This is a genomic window from Rhodococcus sp. NPDC057014, from assembly GCF_042673295.1.
Lineage (GTDB): Bacteria > Actinomycetota > Actinomycetes > Mycobacteriales > Mycobacteriaceae > Rhodococcus_F.
On sequence record NZ_JBHUSF010000043.1, the window covers coordinates 22,278 to 40,527 of the forward strand.

The window sequence follows — 18,250 nt, forward strand, 5'->3', positions numbered from 1 at the left end:
GAAGGACGAGCGCCAGCGACAGTCGGAGGAACACATGTGCGGAATCACCGGATGGATCTCGTTCGACCGCGATCTACGCGCCGAACAGTCCACCGTGGATGCCATGGCCGAGACGATGAACTGCCGGGGGCCGGACGATCGCGGTACGTGGGTCGTCGAACATGCGGCGCTCGGGCATCGACGGCTCGCGATCATCGACCTGCCGGGCGGGCATCAGCCGATGAGTGCGGACACCCCCGGCGGACCCGTGGCGATGGTCTACTCCGGGGAGGTGTACAACTTCGGTGAACTGCGCGAGGAACTGTACGGGCGCGGTCACCGGTTCGCCACGCACTCCGACACCGAGGTGGTGCTCCACGGATATCTGGAGTGGGGGGAGGCCGTCGCGGAGCGCCTCAACGGCATGTATGCGTTCGCCGTCTGGGATTCGCGGACCGACACCTTGGTGATGATCCGCGACCGCATGGGCATCAAGCCGTTCTACTACTACGAGACCCCCGACGGGGTGCTGTTCGGTTCGGAACCCAAGGCGATCCTTGCCAATCCGATCGCCGAGCCGACTGTCACGATGGACGGGATCCGTGAGCTGTTCGCGTTCGTGAAGACGCCGGGCCACGCCGTGTGGGACGGCATGCGTGAGGTGGAGCCCGGCACGGTGGTCACCGTCTCGCGTGCCGGCCTGCGCACGCACCGGTACTGGACCCTGCAGACCCGCCCGCACACGGACGACCGGGACACGTCCGTCGCGCACGTCCGCGAACTGCTCGACGACATCGTGCGCAGGCAACTGGTCGCCGACGTGCCGCGCTGCACGCTGCTGTCCGGTGGTCTCGACTCCTCGGCGATGACGGGCATCGCCGCCGGGCAACTCGCCGAGGTGGGGGAGACGGTCCGCACGTTCGCCGTCGACTTCGTCGGGCAGACCGAACATTTCGTCGCGGACGAACTGCGGGGCACCCCGGACACTCCGTACGTGCACGACGTGGCCCGCAGGTCCGGAACCGCGCACCAGGACATCGTCCTCGACTCCGACGACCTGGCGGATCCCGCGGTGCGCGCGAAGGTCATCCGGGCACGCGACATTCCCATGGGCCTCGGCGACATGGACGCGTCACTGTACCTGCTGTTCAAAGCGATCCGTCAGCACTCCACCGTGGCGTTGTCGGGGGAGTCGGCGGACGAGGTGTTCGGCGGGTACAAGCAGTTCTTCGACCCGAAGGCGCAACAGGCGAACACCTTCCCGTGGCTCGTGCAATTCGCCGAGCACTTCGGCGACGAGAGCAACATCTTCACCCCGGACGTGACGGCGGGGCTGCACATCGACGACTACGTGCAGGATTCGTACGACGCGGCGATATCCGGGATCGACCGGCTGGACGGCGAATCCGACTTCGAATGGCGGATGCGCAAGATCTGCTACCTGCATCTGACGCGTTTCGTCCGGGTCCTCCTCGACCGCAAGGACCGCGCGAGCATGGCTGTCGGACTCGAGGTGCGGGTGCCGTTCTGCGATCACCGGCTGGTCGAGTACGTGTACAACACGCCGTGGTCGCTGAAGACGTTCGACGGCAAGGAGAAGTCGCTGCTGCGGGCCGCGACCAGGGATGTGCTGCCGCAGTCGGTGATCGACCGCGTGAAGTCGCCGTACCCGTCCACCCAGGACCCGAAGTATGCGGTGGCGTTGCAGCAGCACGGCAAAGATCTGCTCGGCGACCCCTCGCACCCGGTGTTCGGTCTGGTCAGCGCGGACTGGCTGTCGCGGGCGGTGTCCGTCGGCAGCCCGCAGATCACTCAGGTGTCGCGCCGCGGACTCGAGCGCACGCTCGACCTCGCGTTGTGGATGGACATGTACAAGCCGACCATCAAACTGTCCTAGCCGAGGCCGTGACCCAGCCCGAGGTTCCGGTAGCGGGCGAGCCTGGCCGCGAAGCGCTCGCTCTCCGGAACCCCGGTCAGGGCGCGGAGTTCCCGGGAGATGGCCTCGCCGACCCGCTTGGAGAAGTCGACGGCCTCGTCGGCGGCGTCCGGATGCTCGGGAATGATGGCGTCGATGACGCCGTCCCGCAGCAGGTCGAGGGAACGGATGCCCTGGGCGGCCGCCATCTCGGGTGCGTGGGTGGTGTCGCGGTGCACGATGGCGCTGGCACCTTCGGGTGGCAGCGGGGCAAGCCACCCGTTCTGCGCCGCGAGCACACGGTCGGCCGGCAGGAACGCGAGCGCCCCGCCGCCCGTGCCCTGACCGAGCAGAACGGACACGGTCGGCGTCTTCAACGTCACGAGGTCGGAGATGCAGCGCGCGATCTCGGGGGCCAACCCGCGCTCCTCGGCTTCCTGGGACAGCGCCGCACCGAGAGTGTCGATCACGAGGACGAGGGGGATCTGCAACTCCTCGGCCAACCGCATGCCGCGGCGTGCCTCGCGGAGGGCGGCGGGCCCCATCGTGTTCAGCGCCGACTGGCCGGCGCGGTCCTGGCCCAGCAGCACGCACGGCGCTCCGCGGAAACGCGCCAGCGACAACAGCACCGTCCCCTCGGTCTCGCCCTGACCGGTGCCGCTGAGGGGCACCTGCTCGGTGGCCGCGTGCCGCAGCAGGTGGCGGATGCCGGGCCGGTCGGCGCGCCGCGACAGCATCACCGACTGCCACGCGGGAACGTCGGGGATGTCGACGTCCGCCACCGGTTCGGTGGCGGGGGCCGGTGCCGGCGGATCGATCAGCACCCGCAGCGCCCGATGGACGAGCCTGCGCAGGCGGGTCGCGGGGACGACGCCGTCGATGACGCCGTTGCGGTACAGGTTCTCGGACGTCTGCACCCCTTCGGGGAACTTTTCGCCGTACAGCGCCTCGTAGACGCGGGGCCCGAGGAACCCGACGAGCGCACCGGGTTCGGCCACCGTGATGTGCCCGAGCGAGCCCCAGGACGCGAACACACCGCCGGTGGTGGGGTTCCGCAGATACACCAGGTAGGGGAGATGCGCGGCCTTGTGGGTGGCGACGGCGGCCGCGATCTTCACCATCTGCACGAACGCGACGGTGCCCTCCTGCATGCGGGTGCCGCCCGACGTCGGGGAGGCCAGCAGGGGGAGGCCCTCGCGGGTGGCGCGTTCGATCGCGGAGACGATCCGCTCGGCGGCGGCCACACCGATCGAACCGGCGAGGAACGCGAACTCGCAGGCGATGACCGCGACCGGGCGACCGCGGACGGTGCCGACGCCGGTGATCACCGATTCGTCGACACCCGACTTCTCGGCGGCCTTCTGCAGGTCGGCGCGGTACTTCTCGTTCGGCCGCGCGTCGACGGGCGTGGTGTCCCAGGAGACGAAGCTGCCTGCGTCCAGTACCAACTCGAGCACGTCGTGGGCGGAGATCTTGGCGGCCATGGACCTGAGAGTAACGGTCGGGCCGGGGCGGCAGATGTCTGCTACGACGGGTGACGGTCGCAGGCGCGGGTGGAACAAGGCAAAAAACGCCGGTACGGCTGTCACGGTGTCTAGAGTCAGGTGAGTTGACGCAGGCCGGGTACGAAAACGACGACACTTTCCCGAGTGGAGCAGTCATATGGACCTCAACACCATCACCGATGTCGTGCGGCGCCCACCCGACCGGCCGGGTGCGCAGTGGCGGGACGGCGATGCGTGGCTGGCCGGGGGAACGTGGTTGTTCTCCGAGCCACAACCCGGCCTGAGCAGGCTCGTCGATCTGACGGCGCTCGGCTGGGATTCGCTGGTGCCGAGCGATGCGGGTCTGGAGATCGGGGCGACGTGCACGGTGCGCGACCTGTATGCCTTTGCGCCGCCGGGTGACTGGCCCGCCGGCTCGCTGTTCGCCACGAGTTGTGAGGCGTTCCTGGCGTCGTTCAAGGTCTGGAATTCGGCGACGGTGGGCGGCAACATCTGCATGTCGCTGCCCGCGGGTCCGATGATCACGATGGCCGTCGCGCTCGAGGCGACGTACACCCTGTGGGCGGCCGACGGGTCCGAGCGCATCGTGGACGCCGCCGATTTCGTCACGGGTAACCACGAGAACGTCCTCGCGCCGGGTGAGATCCTGCGGCGCATCGACATCCCGATCGGCGCCCTGCGCAAGCGTCACGCGCACCGCCGGTTCACGCTGACCCACCTGGGCAGGTCGACACTGTTCATGATCGGCACCCGGTCGCCCGATGCCGACGACCTGCTGCTCACGATCACGGCGGGCACCACCCGTCCGATCCGGTTCGCGTTCGACGCCGTGCCCGACGCCGGCACGCTGCAGCAGAGTATCGACGCGTTGCCCGAGGACGTGTGGTTCGACGACCCCAACGGCACCCCCGACCACCGCCGTCACCTCGCGAAGCATTACGCCGAGGAGATCCGGACGGAACTCGCGGCAGGAGGTCGGCGATGACGTACACCGTCAACGGCAGGACGTTCGACGAGGAGCCGAATCCCGGGCAGTGCCTGCGGACGTTCGTGCGTTCGCTCGGTCATCACGGTGTCAAGAAGGGTTGCGACGCAGGCGATTGCGGCGCGTGCACGGTGTGGCTCGACGGCGATCCGGTGCACAGTTGCATCACACCCGCGTTCCGGGCCGAAGGACGGGAGGTGACCACCATCGAGGGCCTCGGTTCGCCGGACGACCTGCATCCGCTGCAGCGGCAGTTCCGGGACGCCCCCGGGTTCCAGTGCGGATTCTGCACCGCGGGGATGATCATGACGTCGGCGACGTTCACCGACGCGCAGAAAGCCGACCTGCCTCGCGCGCTGAAGGGGAATCTGTGCCGCTGCACCGGCTACCGCGCGATCGAGGACGCCGTGAACGGTGTCGCTGCGATCGAGGTCGCCGAACCGGGCCGGGCCGTCGGCGCCAGCGTCGGGGCGCCCGCGGCCACCGACGTCGTCACTGGCCGCGCCCGATTCACGATGGACACCGAGATCGAGGGCCTGCTGCACATGAAGGTGCTGCATTCGCCGCACGCCCATGCCCGCATCGTCTCGATCGACACGACCGCGGCGCTCGCCGTCCCCGGAGTGCACCGCGTGTACACGTGGAAGGACGTGCCCCGGAAGTTGTACACGACCGCGATCCACACCGATCACCTCGTCGACCCCGACGACACGTACATCCTCGACGACACGGTCCGCTTCGCCGGACAGCGGGTGGTCGCGGTGGTGGCGGACACGGTCGGCGCCGCGGAGGAGGGCTGCCGCAGAGTGGTCGTCGAGTACGACGTGCTGCCTGCGGTGTTCGACCCGGAGGAGGCGATGGCCGACGGCGCACCGCAATTGCACGGTTCGGACGACCCGTTCGTTCAGGACCCCGTGCGCAACATTCTGCTCGAGCTGCACGGTGAAGTGGGGGACATCGAGGCCGGGTTCGCCGAGGCCGACGTGATCCACGAGGGCACGTACTTCACGCCGCGTGTGCAGCACGCGCATCTCGAGACGCACGGGTCGATCGCCTGGATGGAGGACGGCCGCCTGCACGTGCGCACGAGTTCGCAGTCGCCGTCGATCGCGAAGGTCAAGCTGGCTCACCTGTTCGACCTGCGTCCCGACCAGTTGCGGGTGTTCTGCGAGCGGGTCGGTGGCGCGTTCGGCGGCAAGCAGGAGGTGATCACGGAGGATCTGATTGCGCTCGCCACCCTCGACACGGGCAGGCCGGTCTCCCTCGAGTTCACCCGGGAAGAAGAGTTCACGACGGCGTCGCCGCGGCACCCGATGAAGCTGACGGTCAAGCTCGGCGCCCGGTCCGACGGCACGCTCACGGCGTTTCAGGTGCGCAACGTGTCGAACACGGGCGCGTATGGCAACCACGGGGGCGAGACGTTGTTCGCCGCCGGGGCAGCGATCTCGACGTACCGGTGCCTCAACAAGAAGTTCGACGCGTACTCCGTCTACACGAATACAGTGCCCAGCGGGGCGCTGCGCGGGTACGGCATGACGCAGCCCGCGTTCGCGGTCGAGTCCGCCATCACCGAACTGGCGGTCGCGCTGGGCATCGACCCCGTCGAGTTGCGGCGCCGCAACATCGTCCGCCCCGGTGACTCACTGGTGGCGATCGAGGACGGGCCCGACGACGTCGTGTTCGGGGAGGACGGGCTCGGGCAGTGCCTCGACCTCGTGGATGCCGCACTGGGACGGACCGGGAACGGGCAGGTGCCGGGCGAGGAGTGGCTCGTCGGCGTGGGCACCGCGTGTGGGCTGCACGAGACCGCGCCCCCGACCGAGCACATCTCGGAGGCGTGGGCGACGCTCGGCGACGACGGCGTATACGAACTCGCCGTCGGCACCGTCGAATTCGGTGAGGGGACGTCGACGGCGCACGTGCAGATCGCGGCCACCCAGCTCGGCACCACGCCGGCGCGGGTGCGTCTCGTGCAGTCCGACACCGACCGCACGGGTTTCGACACGGGCGCATTCGCCAGTGCGGGGCTCTTCGTCGCGGGTAACGCCGTGTCGCAGGCGTCGGAGGCGCTGCGCACCCGCATCCTGGCGTTCGCCGCCGCGCACACCGGGGTCGATGTCGCGTCCTGCTCGATGGACGACGACGGGGTGCTCTGCGACGGCACACGCGTGCCGTTGACCGAACTCCTCGACGCCGCCCGCCCCCGCGGCATCCGGTTCACGGAGGCGCGCAAGGCGTACGGGTCGCCGCGCAGCGTCGTCTCCAACGCCCACGGTTTCCGCATCGCCGTCCATCGGGTGACGGGCGAGATCCGCATCCTCGACAGCGTCCAGGCCACGGACGCCGGGGTCATCATCAACCCGGTGCAAGTGCGCGGCCAGATCGAGGGCGGCGTCGCCCAGGGCATCGGATTCGTGCTGACCGAGAACTTCCACGTCGACGACAACGGTGTGATGACCAACCCCAACCTGCGCAACTACCGCATCCCCACCTTCGCCGACGTCCCCCGGACCGAAGTGCTGCTGGTCGATTCTTCGGACTCCGTCGGGCCGATGCGTGCGAAGGGAATGGCGGAGTGCTGCATCAACCCGGTGGCGCCTGCACTGGCCAACGCGCTGGAAGACGCGACGGGCGTGCGCTTCCGCGAGTTGCCGCTCACCCCCGAGCGCATCTACAGCCGTATCGGCGAGAACCGATCGGTTCCGACGACCTGAGCCGTGAGGAGAGGGCGATGGACACCGAGAAGCCCACCGAGAAAGTCGCCGGCAACGCCGCGACGGTCATCATCGGCCAGAAGGTGCGTGCCGGTTCCGAGGAGGCCTTCGAGGCCTGGCAGCGGGACATGAACGCGGCCGCGTCCCGCTACCCCGGTTTTCTGGGCGCCGAGATCTCCGCACCCACCGCCGTGCAACCCGACTGGGTGGTGGTCTACCGCTTCGATTCCGTCGCCCACGTGCAGGCGTGGATCAACAGCGCCACCCGGCAGGAGCGGCTGGACGCGGGGCAGCCGTACTTCGACGGCCCCGCCACCCAGCAGGTCATCACCGGTGGCGGCGTGCGGGAAGCGGATCCGCTCGTGACGGTCGTCGTGACGCACCGTGTCCGCCCCGAACACGTCGACGACTTCCTCGCGTGGCAGGACCGACTGCGCCTGGAGGAGAGCAGGTTCGACGGATTCCGCGGGAGCGAACTGTTCCGCCCCGTCGAAGGTGTCCAGGACGAGTGGACCGCGCTGTACCGCTACGACAACGCGGCCGACCTCGACACGTGGCTCACCTCGGCGACACGTCAGGAGCTGCTCGCGGAGGGGGAGAAGTTCCACGACTTCGAATTGCGCACCATCGACAACTCGTTCGGCAGCTGGTTCGCGTTCGACGAGAACGGCCACGAGGCGCCGCCGCCGTCCGAGACCAAGACGTCGATCGCGGTGTGGGTCGGCCTCTATCCGACGGTCGTGATCCTCACCCTCGTGCTGTCGCCGCTGAAGATGCCGCTGTGGCTCGGCCTGCTCGTCGGGAATCTGCTGTCCAGCTTCATCATGAGCTTCGTGACGATGCCGTACTACGTGAACCGGATACTGGGGCACTGGCTGCGGCCGGCCCCGGGTGTTCCCGAAGCACGGACGAACCGTCGAGGGCTCGCCGTCGTCGCCGGGGCTATGGTGTTCTGGGTCGTCGTCTTCTATCTGGTGACCACCCAGTTCTGGACCCTGCCCTGACACCGAGAGAAACGGGTGCCACATGTCAGCCTCGGAAATCCGAGTGAGCCGAACGATCGACGCGCCCGCGAGCGCGGTATGGAATGTCCTCACCGACCTGGACAACGCGGAGTCGGTTCTGAGTGGCGTGGAGAAGCTCGAGCGGCTGGACTCGACGAAATACGAAGTCGGCACGCGGTGGCGTGAGACCCGGGTGCTATTCGGCAAGTCGTCGTCCGAGGAGATGTGGGTCGCGGAGATCGACCCGGAGAAGCGCACCGTGGTGAAGGCGTCGTCCCGCGGCGCCGACTACACGACGGTCTTCACCCTGGCCCCCGTCGGCGACGACACCACCCTGACGTTTCACTTCTCGGCGGAAGCAACCGGCATGAGTGCCTTTTCACGTTTCCTGATGAAGGTGTTCGGTTCGTTCGCACTGAAAGCCACCACCAAGATGATCCGTCAGGATCTCGACGACATCGCGGCCGCCGCCGAGAAGCGGACCGCCTGACACCGGCATCTACCGGCCGCCGAGCGGCACGGACCCCTGCGTCGCGGGGAGCGCAGGCAGCGTGCCCAGGGGCAGCGGCACCAGCGTCGTGGCCTGCGGGTCGGGGCGTCCCAGCCCGAACTTGCGCACCTCCGCCCCGCCCGGCCCGGCGCCGCTGACGAGCAGGTCGGCGCCCGTGGTGGTGCTGGTCGTGGCGACCTGCACGCCGCTGCCGGGGGTGCCGCCGGCGAACGGTGCGAACGACGCGATCTGCGTGAACACGACGTCGCCGGAGTGGTGGTCCGGGCTCTCCAGATACATGCCCGGCTCACCGTCGAGGCGTGACCCGCTCGACCACACCCGGACGGTGCCGTCGCCGCCCAGCATGCCGGTGACGATGCTCCTCGCCCCGCCCTCGGCTCCGGCGACCCACCCCGTCGAGAGGGAGACGCCGCCGAGGTAGTTCTCGTCGAAGGCCAGGAACTCCGACGTCGTCCGCGGTCCGCCGGTGTGGCCGGCGTGCTCGTCCGCGGTGCCGTCGGCCTGCGCCGCGGCGGTGGGCTCGAACAGGTCGTACCGGAACGTCTTCACGCGAGGCGCTTCTCCCGGCCCCGGGGCGGTGACGATGCTCGCCCGGCCCGAGGCTGTGTCGACCAGGCCGGTGGCGACGGTGACCCCGGACTGCGAACCGGGGTAGGGGGTGAACGTCGAGAAGGTCTCGGGTGCCGCGCCCTTCTCCGTCGGCAGGGTGGACGAGAACACCGTCACCTGCGTTTCGGTCCCGGGTCCGGTGCCGACGATGATGTTGTCGGCCAGCGCGTTCCCGTCGATGTCCGCGCCCGCGACGTTCACGCCCCCGCGGAAGCCGGTCTCGAACGGGGCGAACCGGGTCAGCTCCGCGGTGAACGGGCCGGAGCCGACATCGTTGCCGTCGTACGCGACGACCTCCGGCGCGACGCCCGCACCGGTCCCGGCGACGAGGTCGAGAATCATGTCGCCGTTGACGTCGGCCATCGCGACCGTCGGGGCACCCTCGAACGCCGGGAACGGGGTGACGGCGGCGATCACTCTGTCGCCGTTGCCGTCGTGGACCTGCACGGTGGCGGGGGTGCCCGGCGTTCCCGGGACCGCCACCGCATACGTCGACACCTCCGGAATCACGTTGACAGTGGCCATCAGCCCATTGTCCTCGTGGTTGAGGCGGTGGCAGTGGATCACGAAAGTGCCGGTGTATTCCGTGAATTTGGTGCGCAGCGTCACCGATGCCGGCACCAGCGGATTCTCGTTCGCGTCCGTGACGGGCGCGGGCACGTTGACGTTGTCCTCACCCCACGGCTGCACCCCGGTCCGGGTGCCCGCGATCGGGTCGACGATTTCCATCACCTGGAAGTCGTTGACGTGGATGTGCATCGGATGCTCGTCGTTGTTGAGGTTCGTGATCGTCCATTCCTCGACCGAATTGAGACGCGGCTGGATCAACGGGATGTTCGGGAACGTGTTGTCGTCGAATTCGTACGTGAACGCCTTCGGGTCGCTGTTGCTGGCCTTCTCGTTGCCGAACCCGCCCGACACCGTGAGGGTGCGCTTCACGTCGGGTGTCATCACCGACGTGTCCACGAACGACGTGTACGCGTCGAGGTTCTGGCCGGGCTCGAACGGCGTGGTCCGCCCTTCGCCGCTGTCGGAAGTGACGTGGACGAGAGTCTGGGTGGGGAAGGTGAAGAACCCGTCCGCGTAGCTGATGACCGACGGGTCGACGGTCACCGTGCCCAGTTCGGCCGGCGGGTTGCCGGTGCCGTTGTTCGTGTAGAGCACGCCGGGATTGGTGACGGGTTTCGCGCCGTCCAGCGGCGGCATGTCGAGCACCAGATCGCCGGTGTCCGGCATCGTCACCGCGATCGCGTACCGCGACCCCGGCGGGATGACGAGCCGGGTTCCGTCACCGCCGACCGGCCGCTGCACCTGCGTGAAGGGGTTGCCGTCCTGGCCGACGATCGAGAATTGGGGATGCGTGCCCGTCGCGGTCTCGGTGAGCCGGAGCGGCATGTACGCGAAGTCGCTGATGTTGGCCAGCACCCAGATCTCCGTCTGGCCCGGCTTCAGCTTCAGCTCCGGCTGGAACTGCCCGTTGATCGTGTACTGCACGTCGCGCTCGTTGTCGGGTAGCGACGGATCGGCGGGCACGTTCGTCGAATCACTGCGGAAACTCTGCAGATTGCCCGGCACGAACTGGTTCTGACCGCGGTGATTGGCCGGGGACAGCGGACCGGCATACCAGTTGGTGACGTACTGGGCCCCCTCCGTCGTCTCCGAGAAGTTCACGGGCGCCAGGCTCGGCTCGTACGTGCCGTCGGCGAGCTCGGTCCCCTCCGGCGGCTTCAGCGTGCTGACGAACTGCGGCCAGTTCGGGTCGTTCAGCTGGTGGCCGTTGCCTTTACGGTCGAAGACGAAGTTGTACTGCAACGCCATGTCGCGGATGGGGACGTCGTTCTGCGTCACCAGGGGAAGGTTGCCGTCGGGCCTGCCGATCTCCAGCAGTCCCGCGAGCCCCGCATACGTCTGCTGCGCGGTCATGGTGTGACGGTGACTGTGGTACCAGTACATGCCGTTCGGCATGTCCTTCGGGACCGCGTAGTCGTAGACGTTGCCCATCCCGGCGGGGATGTCGAGCAGCACGTTGTCGGCGTTGCCGTCCGGGCTCACGTGCAGACCGTGGGTGTGCAGATTCAGCGGCGCGGACTCGAGGGCAGGCGGATAGATCGGGACGTCTCCGCCCGCCGGTGTGAACGCGGGGTCGTAGAAGTCCTCGATCGTCAGGTCCCGCAGATCGTTGTCGTAGTGGATGATCAGGCGCTCGCCCGGATCGACGCGCAACGTCGGCGCCGGGTAGACGTCGTCGCCCGTGGTCGAGCCGTTCGAACTGGTGCCCTGCAGAACCTCGTATCCGAAGACCAGGAAGCCGGACACCGGCTCCGACACGGTGTCGAGGTCGACGGTGCCCTGGTGGGCCGACAGCCGGACCTCGAGCACCCCGTTCTCGCTCGACAGCCTGACCGGCTCTTCGAAGGCGACCGGGGTGCCGTCGGGGCCGGCGTTGCCACCGCCCGCAGTGGTCGGCTCGTCGGACGTGCATGCCGTCAGCATCAACGTCATGCACGCGACCACGGTGACGGCGAGGGCGACGAGCGGCTTCCTGCGGCGGACGACCATGGTGTTCCCCGTTCCGAAACGGCAGCTGAGCAGCATCGATCGACGATTCGAAGACTACCCGGGGAACTTGGGCGGGCGCCGGGAATTCACTACCTCCCGAGCGCCTCCTTCCAGGACACGACCTTGCCGATCCGCAGGATCGAGCGTTGGTAGATCTTCGCGGCCAGCACGCTGAGCGCGGCGGTCACCGCGAGCATCAGGGCGATGGTGACGACGACCTGGACCGGGGACGCCACGCCGGCGGCGATGCGCAGCGGCATCAGGATCGCGGAGAACGGCGGAATCCAGCTGAGGACGTTGCTCAGGGTGCCGTCCGGGTTGCTCACCGACGAGAAGGCGCTGAAGAACATGATCACGATCAGAACCATCAGCGGCGACGCGGTGGCATTGACATCCTCCTGCCGCGACACCATCGACCCGGCCGCGGCGTAGAGGACGGCGAAGAACGCGAATCCGAGCACGAACCAGCCGAGCGTTCCGGCCAGCACCCCGAGCGCGGTCCCGGTCACGGTGAGCACGCCCGTCGCGAGTCCGGCCGCGACGCCGGCCACACCGTAGGCGGTCAGCTGGACGAGACCGACCGCGCCGATGCCGATCACCTTGCCCCACAGCAGTTGCAGCGGGCGCAGCGTCGACAGGAGCAGTTCCACGACGCGGCTCGACTTCTCCTCGACCACACCCATCGCCACGTACATGCCGAACATCATGATCTGCATGTACAGCAGGACGACCACGGCGACGGAGAGGGCCACGCGCTGGCCCTTTTCCGGGTCGGGCGGGTCGAGTGCGTCGACGGTGACGACCGCCCGGCCGGTCGCGGCGGCGAGTTCCGCGGGGTCCACACCCTGCGCGGCGAGGGCGCCGGCCTGAGCCTGCTGCATCACGGCCGCGTCGATCACGGTGCGAAGCCCGGAGCTCAGCTCGGATTCGGTGACGGCCGTGACCGATCCGCCGGTGCCCGGAATCAGCGCGACGTCGAGGTCACCGCTGCCCACCTGGTCCCGTGCGGCCTGTTCGCCGGCCGCCGGGACGACGTCGACCGGGGTGCCGGTCGCGTCACCGGTGGCGACGAGAACGGGCGCGAGCGACTGGTCGCCGACGAGTCCGATGGTCGCCCGGTCTTCGTCGCCGCCCGAGAACAGCGAATACGCGACGATGCCGCCCACGATGGCCAGCAGGATGATCACGTTGCTGATGACGAAGCTCTTCTTCGCCACCTGGGTGAGGAATTCGCGGCGGGCGACGAGGCCGATCGCGCGGGCGGGGCTCAGTGGGGCACTCATGCCGTGACCACCTCTCGGAACAAATCGGTCAGAGTGGGCCTGTGCAGCGAGAATTCGTGCACCGGGCCGGTTTTCAGGGCAGTATGCAGGACCAGCTGATCGTCCACGTGGTCGTCGAGCGACAGCAGCGTGCGGCCGTCGAGGTGACTGATCGTGGTGACCCCGTCGAGGTGATGGGCCCAGCCCACCGGCGCCTCCGGCGCGTGGACCTCCAGTTGGGCCTTGCCTGCGCCGCGCAGTTCGTCGACGGTGCCGACCGCACGCATCCGGCCGTGGCTGATGATGCCCACGCGATGGCACAGGCGCTGGACGAGTTCGAGCTGATGGCTCGAGAAGATCACCGGCACTCCGGTGTTCGCCTTCTCCACCAGTACGTCGCTCATGACGTCCACCGCGACGGGGTCGAGCCCGGAGAAGGGTTCGTCGAGAACCAGCACCGCGGGGTCGTGGACCAGCGCGGCGGCCAGTTGGACGCGTTGCTGATTGCCGAGCGAGAGTGCGTCGACGGTGTCGCCGACACGGTCCGCGATGCCGAGTCGCTCGGTCCAGCGGGCGACGGCGTCCCGCGCCGCGGAGCGGGAGATGCCGTGCAACTCGGCGAGGTAGGCGAGTTGCTTGCCCACCTTCATCTTCGGATACAGCCCGCGTTCCTCCGGCATGTAGCCGATGGTGCGCCGCACGTCCAGGTCGACCGGATTGCCGCCCAGCCGGACCTCGCCGGAATCGGCGGACAGAACGCCCAGCGCGATGCGCATGGTGGTGGTCTTGCCCGCGCCGTTGCTGCCGACGAAACCGAAGATCTCACCGGGGCGGACCTCGAAGGACAGGTCGTCGAGTGCGACGACGTCACCGTACCGTTTGGAGATGCCGTCGATCGTGAGGGTGTGAGACATGGGTCCTTCCCATCTGGAGGCGGATGTTCCTACGAGGCCGGGTCGTCGGGCTCGGGGTCGGGTCGGGTCCAGCCGAGAATCATGGCCGGCGTGCAACCCCCGACCATCAGCGCGGTGACGACAAGCAGTCCCGCGGCGTACGGCACGTTGCTGTGATCGACGTCCAGCGCGCCGACGAAGATCAGGTACATCGCCGGAAGCAGCGTCAGCAGCTGGGTGACCGTGAGTCCGATCGAGCGGGCACTGTTGCGCTGCTGGATCTCCCACTCGTCGAGAGCGTCGCGAGGCGCGTCCCCCTGCCGTCCGGACACGATCTGGAGCATCGTCCACAGCGGAAAGAACAACAGGCACGCCGGCAGCCAGAGCAGCGGGCCGACCGTCATGTCGACATGACACACGATCCCGACGGCGGTCATGAACACGAACGTCGCCGCGAGTGCGACCACCAGGATTCGCCTGCGGCTGCGCGTCCGCCACCGCGGCAGCCAGGTGCGGTAACGGCTTTCGTTCTGGAGGAATCTGCGCGTCCGGAACCCCTGGTACCTCTCGATCAGATTGGTCTCAGGCATGGGAACTCTCCCCGCTTCCTGTCGTGGAGGGCGGTCGGTCGGTGCGGTACAGCTCGGTGGAAAGGGGCCCGAACTCGGTGCGAGAGAAGATGGCCTCCACCGGCAGTTCGAACACCCACGAGATACGGAACGCCAGGTCGAGACTGGGGTAGTGGTCGCCCCGTTCGAGTGCGCCGACGGTCTGGGGGTTGACGTCGATCAGTCCCGCCAGCTGAGCCCGGCTCATCCCGCGTTCGGCGCGCAGGACGCCGATGCGGTTGTAAATGGGCAGGGAGTCCCCGCGCCGTACTGGGCTCATGCAACAAAGTGTTGTGAAAACCCAACAGTTTGTCAACCGTGTACAACAGGTCTCGCACGCTTCCCGGACACCGGGAGGGCGCCTGCCGGTGTCACCGTCCCCGACCTACGTTCGGCAGTCATGGCCACAGCAAGAACTCTCGTGTCCGCGGCGCTGCCGCTCGCGCTCACCTTCCCAGGTTTCGGCTCGGTGGATTTCGGCTCGGCCGCACCACCTCCGGCCCTCCCCGTGATCGGCTACGTCGGCTCGGTCGGTGTCCCCACCGGCGAGCGCTACGCCGGCGAGGTGATCGGCGGACTGTCCGGGATCGACTACGACGCGGCCCGGGACCGGTACGTCGCGATCAGCGACGACCGCGGCGAGCAGGGGCCGGTGCGGCTCTTCACGCTCACACTGCCGATCCGGGACGGCGCGTTGTCGGCACCGGTGTTCGACGGAGTGACGGTGCTGCGCGACGTCGACGGAAACCCCTACGTGCCCGGGTCTGCCGACACCGAATCGGTGCGGTGGAATCCGGGAACCGATGGCTACCTCTACACCAGCGAGGGGGCGGACCGCGCCGGCGTCGGCGGCTTCATCCGGCAGGCGAGCGGCGACGGACGCGTCGTCCGGGACCTGCCCCTGCCCGACGCGTACCGCTCCGTCCTCGGGGAGAACGGCGCGATCGTGTCGGGGATCCGCGACAACCTCGGATTCGAAGCTATGACCGTCGCCCCGGACGGCTCGGACGTCTCCGCTATGACCGAGAACGCGCTGGCCCAGGACGGTCCGCCCGCGAACCCCCAGGGGCCCACGTCCGCAAAACTTCTGAAGCTCGACCGGGCGAGCGGTGCGTACCTCGGCGAATGGGAGTACCCGGCGGACGCGGTGCCACCCGGTGCCGTCCCCGAGGCGACAGGCGTCTCCGAGATCCTCGCCGTCGACGGGCACACGTACCTGGTGCTGGAGCGGACGATGATCCCCGGCCGGGGTTTCACGGGCAAGCTCTACCTGGCGAGCGCCGACGGCCCGGCGGGTCGGATGGACAAGCAACGCGTGTTCGACTTCGCCGACGTCCTGCCGGACTCGGACTGTGTCGAGGGCATCACGTGGGGGCCGACGCTGCCGGACGGATCGCGCTCACTGGTGGTCGTGACGGACGACAACTTCGGACGCGCCGGCAGGACCACGTTCCATCTCCTCGCCGTCGGACCCGCGGACTGACAGGTTGACCTCGGGAAATTGAGTGGCAGAGTGGAGGCGATTCGCGCAGGACGGCAGGAAAGGACAGGATTACTGACGTGACTTACACCATCGCGGAGCCCTGTGTCGACGTTCTGGACAAGGCATGCATCGAAGAATGTCCCGTCGACTGCATCTACGAAGGCGGCCGGATGCTCTACATCCACCCCGACGAATGCGTCGACTGCGGTGCCTGTGAGCCCGTCTGCCCCGTCGAAGCGATCTTCTACGAGGACGACGTCCCGGACCAGTGGGTCGAGTACACCAAGGCGAACGCCGACTTCTTCGACGACCTGGGATCGCCCGGCGGCGCCGCGAAGCTCGGGAAGGTCGACTACGACCCGCCGTTCGTCAAGGCGCTGCCGCCCATGGCCGAGGGCGACTGACTACTCCTCGGACAGCCGGCCGCCGTCCATCCGCCAGCGGCGGGTGCTGCGCGTCGAATCCAGCATCCGCCGGTCGTGGGTGACGAGCAGCAGCGTGCCGTCGAAGTTCTCCATCGCCTGCTCGAGCTGTTCGATCGCCGGAAGGTCCAGGTGGTTGGTGGGTTCGTCGAGCACCAGCAGGTTCACGCCCCGCGCCTGCAGCAAGGCCAGGGCGGCGCGGGTGCGTTCGCCCGGCGACAGCGACGCCGCCGGCCGCAGCACGTGGTGTCCCTTGAGGCCGAACTTCGCGAGCAGCGTCCGCACGTCGGCGTCCGGCCAGTCCGGGACCTGCGCCGCGAACGCGTCGGCCACCTTCTCGGCGCCCTCGAACAGGCCGCGGGCCTGATCGATCTCGCCGATCGCCACACCCGAACCGAGTGAGGCGGTGCCCGCGTCCAGCGCGATCTTGCCGAGCAGCACCTTCAGCAGCGTCGTCTTCCCGGAGCCGTTGGCGCCGGTGACGATGATCCGGTCACCCCAGTCCACCTGAGTGGTGACCGGGCCGAACGTGAACTCGCGGTCCCCGCCCCATGCCACGGTGGCGCCGTTCGCCGTCGCCACGACCGAACCGCTGCGCGGGGCGGCGGCGATCTCCATCCGCAGTTCCCACTCCTTGCGCGGCTCCTCGACCACGTCGAGCCGCTCGATCCGGCGTTGCGTCTGCCGGGCCTTCGCGGCCTGCTTCTCGGTGGACTCGGTGCGCAGCCCCTTGCCGATCTTGTCGTTGTCCTTCGCCTTGCGGCGGGCGTTGCGGACGCCGTGCTCCATCCAGTTCCGCTGCATCTGCGCGCGGTCCTCGAGATCCGAACGGGTTCCCGCGTACTCCTCGTACGCCTCCCGGGCATGCCTGCGTGCGATCTCCCGTTCGGCGAGATACGAGTCGTAGCTGCCGTCGTAGACCGCGATCTGCTGCTGCGCGAGGTCGAGTTCCACGATGCCGGTCACGGTGCGCGCCAAGAATTCCCGATCGTGACTCACCACCACCAGGGCCGCCCGGCTCTCGGCGACGAAGCGCTCGAGCTGCTCGAGCCCCACCAGGTCGAGGTCGTTGGTCGGCTCGTCCAGCAGCAGCACGTCGTACCGGGACAGCAGCAGCGACGCCAACCCGGCGCGCGCCGCCTGCCCACCGGACAGCGACGTCATGGGTGCGTCGAGCGGCACTCCCAGCCCGAGTTCGCTCACGACCTTCTCCGCGCGCTCGGCGAGGTCGGCGCCGCCCAGCGCCAGCCAGCGTTCGAGGGCGGGGGAGTAGAGATCCTCGTCCGACTCGCCGAGCGTTTCGGCGGCCGCGTTCATGGTGTGCTCGGCCTCGGTGACGCCGGTCCTGCGGCCGAGGAAGTCGAGCACGGTCTCGCCGGCGATCCGGTCCGGTTCCTGGGCGAGGTAGCCGACGGCGGCGTCGGGCGGGCTGAGCACGATACTGCCGTCGACGTCCGCGGACCCGACCCCGGCGAGCGTGGTCAGCAGCGTCGACTTTCCTGCCCCGTTCGCCCCGACGAGTCCGGTCACGTCGCCGGGCGCGACGGTCAGGTCGAGGCCGGAGAACAGGGTGCGCTCACCGCGCGAAGCCGACAGTCCGCTGATGCGCAGTGTTGCAGTCACCTGGCGATTATCCCCCCACCTGTGAGTACTTCTTAACCGCCCGCGGTTAAGAAGTACTCACAGGTGGGTCAGCGCTTGACGAGGCGGAACCAGCGCGGATCGGCCTTCTTGAGGGGTCCTGGCATGCCGGTCGTGTCGGCGTCGACGTCCGACACGCGCTTCCACTTCTCGAACGTCC

Annotated in this window: 14 protein-coding genes; 7 read left to right on the plus strand and 7 right to left on the minus strand. The window is 68.4% G+C overall.

Going from position 1 to position 18,250, the window contains the following annotated elements:
* The first annotated feature begins 34 nt into the window (after positions 1 to 34).
* Complete coding sequence (gene asnB / locus ACFTZB_RS12010) at positions 35 to 1,876, plus strand: asparagine synthase (glutamine-hydrolyzing) (RefSeq protein ID WP_378431818.1); 1,842 nt, start codon at positions 35 to 37, stop codon at positions 1,874 to 1,876.
* On the opposite strand, the gene ACFTZB_RS12015 is transcribed toward asnB, so the two are convergent.
* Positions 1,873 to 3,378, minus strand: coding sequence for a carboxyl transferase domain-containing protein (locus tag ACFTZB_RS12015; RefSeq protein ID WP_378431819.1), 1,506 nt, complete (start codon positions 3,376 to 3,378; stop codon positions 1,873 to 1,875). The genes asnB and ACFTZB_RS12015 overlap by 4 nt on opposite strands.
* 178 nt (positions 3,379 to 3,556) lie before the next feature.
* Between ACFTZB_RS12015 and ACFTZB_RS12020 the strand changes: the two genes are divergently transcribed.
* Genes ACFTZB_RS12020 through ACFTZB_RS12035 form a run of 4 tightly spaced genes read left to right on the plus strand, consistent with a single transcriptional unit; the run spans position 3,557 to position 8,592 of the window.
* Positions 3,557 to 4,384: an FAD binding domain-containing protein gene (locus tag ACFTZB_RS12020; RefSeq protein ID WP_378431820.1), complete on the plus strand. Its 828-nt coding sequence runs from the start codon at positions 3,557 to 3,559 to the stop codon at positions 4,382 to 4,384.
* Positions 4,381 to 7,098, plus strand: a complete 2,718-nt coding sequence (locus ACFTZB_RS12025) for a molybdopterin-dependent oxidoreductase (protein ID WP_378431821.1) — start codon at positions 4,381 to 4,383, stop codon at positions 7,096 to 7,098. The genes ACFTZB_RS12020 and ACFTZB_RS12025 overlap by 4 nt, the downstream gene beginning before the upstream one ends.
* A gap of 17 nt (positions 7,099 to 7,115) precedes the next feature.
* Entirely contained in the window at positions 7,116 to 8,102 is a 987-nt protein-coding gene (locus tag ACFTZB_RS12030) for an antibiotic biosynthesis monooxygenase (protein ID WP_378431822.1), read from the plus strand.
* 22 nt (positions 8,103 to 8,124) lie between these two features.
* A complete protein-coding gene (locus ACFTZB_RS12035; RefSeq protein WP_378431823.1) occupies positions 8,125 to 8,592 on the plus strand; it encodes an SRPBCC family protein in 468 nt (155 codons plus the stop codon).
* 9 nt (positions 8,593 to 8,601) lie between these two features.
* Here ACFTZB_RS12035 and ACFTZB_RS12040 read toward each other — a convergent pair whose 3' ends face one another.
* The 5 genes from ACFTZB_RS12040 to ACFTZB_RS12060 form a co-directional block, all read right to left on the minus strand.
* Positions 8,602 to 11,781, minus strand: coding sequence for a multicopper oxidase family protein (locus ACFTZB_RS12040; protein ID WP_378431831.1), 3,180 nt, complete (start codon positions 11,779 to 11,781; stop codon positions 8,602 to 8,604).
* Positions 11,782 to 11,870: 89 nt separating this feature from the next.
* Positions 11,871 to 13,064, minus strand: coding sequence for an ABC transporter permease (locus tag ACFTZB_RS12045; RefSeq protein WP_378431824.1), 1,194 nt, complete (start codon positions 13,062 to 13,064; stop codon positions 11,871 to 11,873).
* Entirely contained in the window at positions 13,061 to 13,957 is an 897-nt protein-coding gene (locus ACFTZB_RS12050; RefSeq protein WP_378431825.1) for an ABC transporter ATP-binding protein, read from the minus strand. Before ACFTZB_RS12050 ends, ACFTZB_RS12045 begins: the two co-directional genes overlap by 4 nt.
* A gap of 29 nt (positions 13,958 to 13,986) precedes the next feature.
* Complete coding sequence (locus tag ACFTZB_RS12055) at positions 13,987 to 14,526, minus strand: hypothetical protein (RefSeq protein WP_378431826.1); 540 nt, start codon at positions 14,524 to 14,526, stop codon at positions 13,987 to 13,989.
* Positions 14,519 to 14,824: a helix-turn-helix transcriptional regulator gene (locus ACFTZB_RS12060; RefSeq protein ID WP_072944757.1), complete on the minus strand. Its 306-nt coding sequence runs from the start codon at positions 14,822 to 14,824 to the stop codon at positions 14,519 to 14,521. The genes ACFTZB_RS12055 and ACFTZB_RS12060 overlap by 8 nt, the downstream gene beginning before the upstream one ends.
* Before the next feature lie 120 nt (positions 14,825 to 14,944).
* Here ACFTZB_RS12060 and ACFTZB_RS12065 point away from each other — a divergent pair, with 120 nt between their 5' ends.
* Positions 14,945 to 16,027 (plus strand): esterase-like activity of phytase family protein, encoded by a 1,083-nt coding sequence (locus tag ACFTZB_RS12065; protein ID WP_378431827.1) that lies wholly within the window; start codon positions 14,945 to 14,947, stop codon positions 16,025 to 16,027.
* Positions 16,028 to 16,104: 77 nt separating this feature from the next.
* Positions 16,105 to 16,431 carry a ferredoxin gene (gene fdxA / locus ACFTZB_RS12070; RefSeq protein ID WP_005244047.1) on the plus strand — a complete coding sequence of 109 codons (327 nt, stop codon included), beginning with the start codon at positions 16,105 to 16,107 and terminating at the stop codon, positions 16,429 to 16,431.
* Here the strand turns inward: fdxA and ACFTZB_RS12075 are convergent, their stop codons facing one another.
* Positions 16,432 to 18,072 carry an ABC-F family ATP-binding cassette domain-containing protein gene (locus ACFTZB_RS12075; RefSeq protein ID WP_378431828.1) on the minus strand — a complete coding sequence of 547 codons (1,641 nt, stop codon included), beginning with the start codon at positions 18,070 to 18,072 and terminating at the stop codon, positions 16,432 to 16,434.
* Positions 18,073 to 18,250 lie beyond the last annotated feature (178 nt).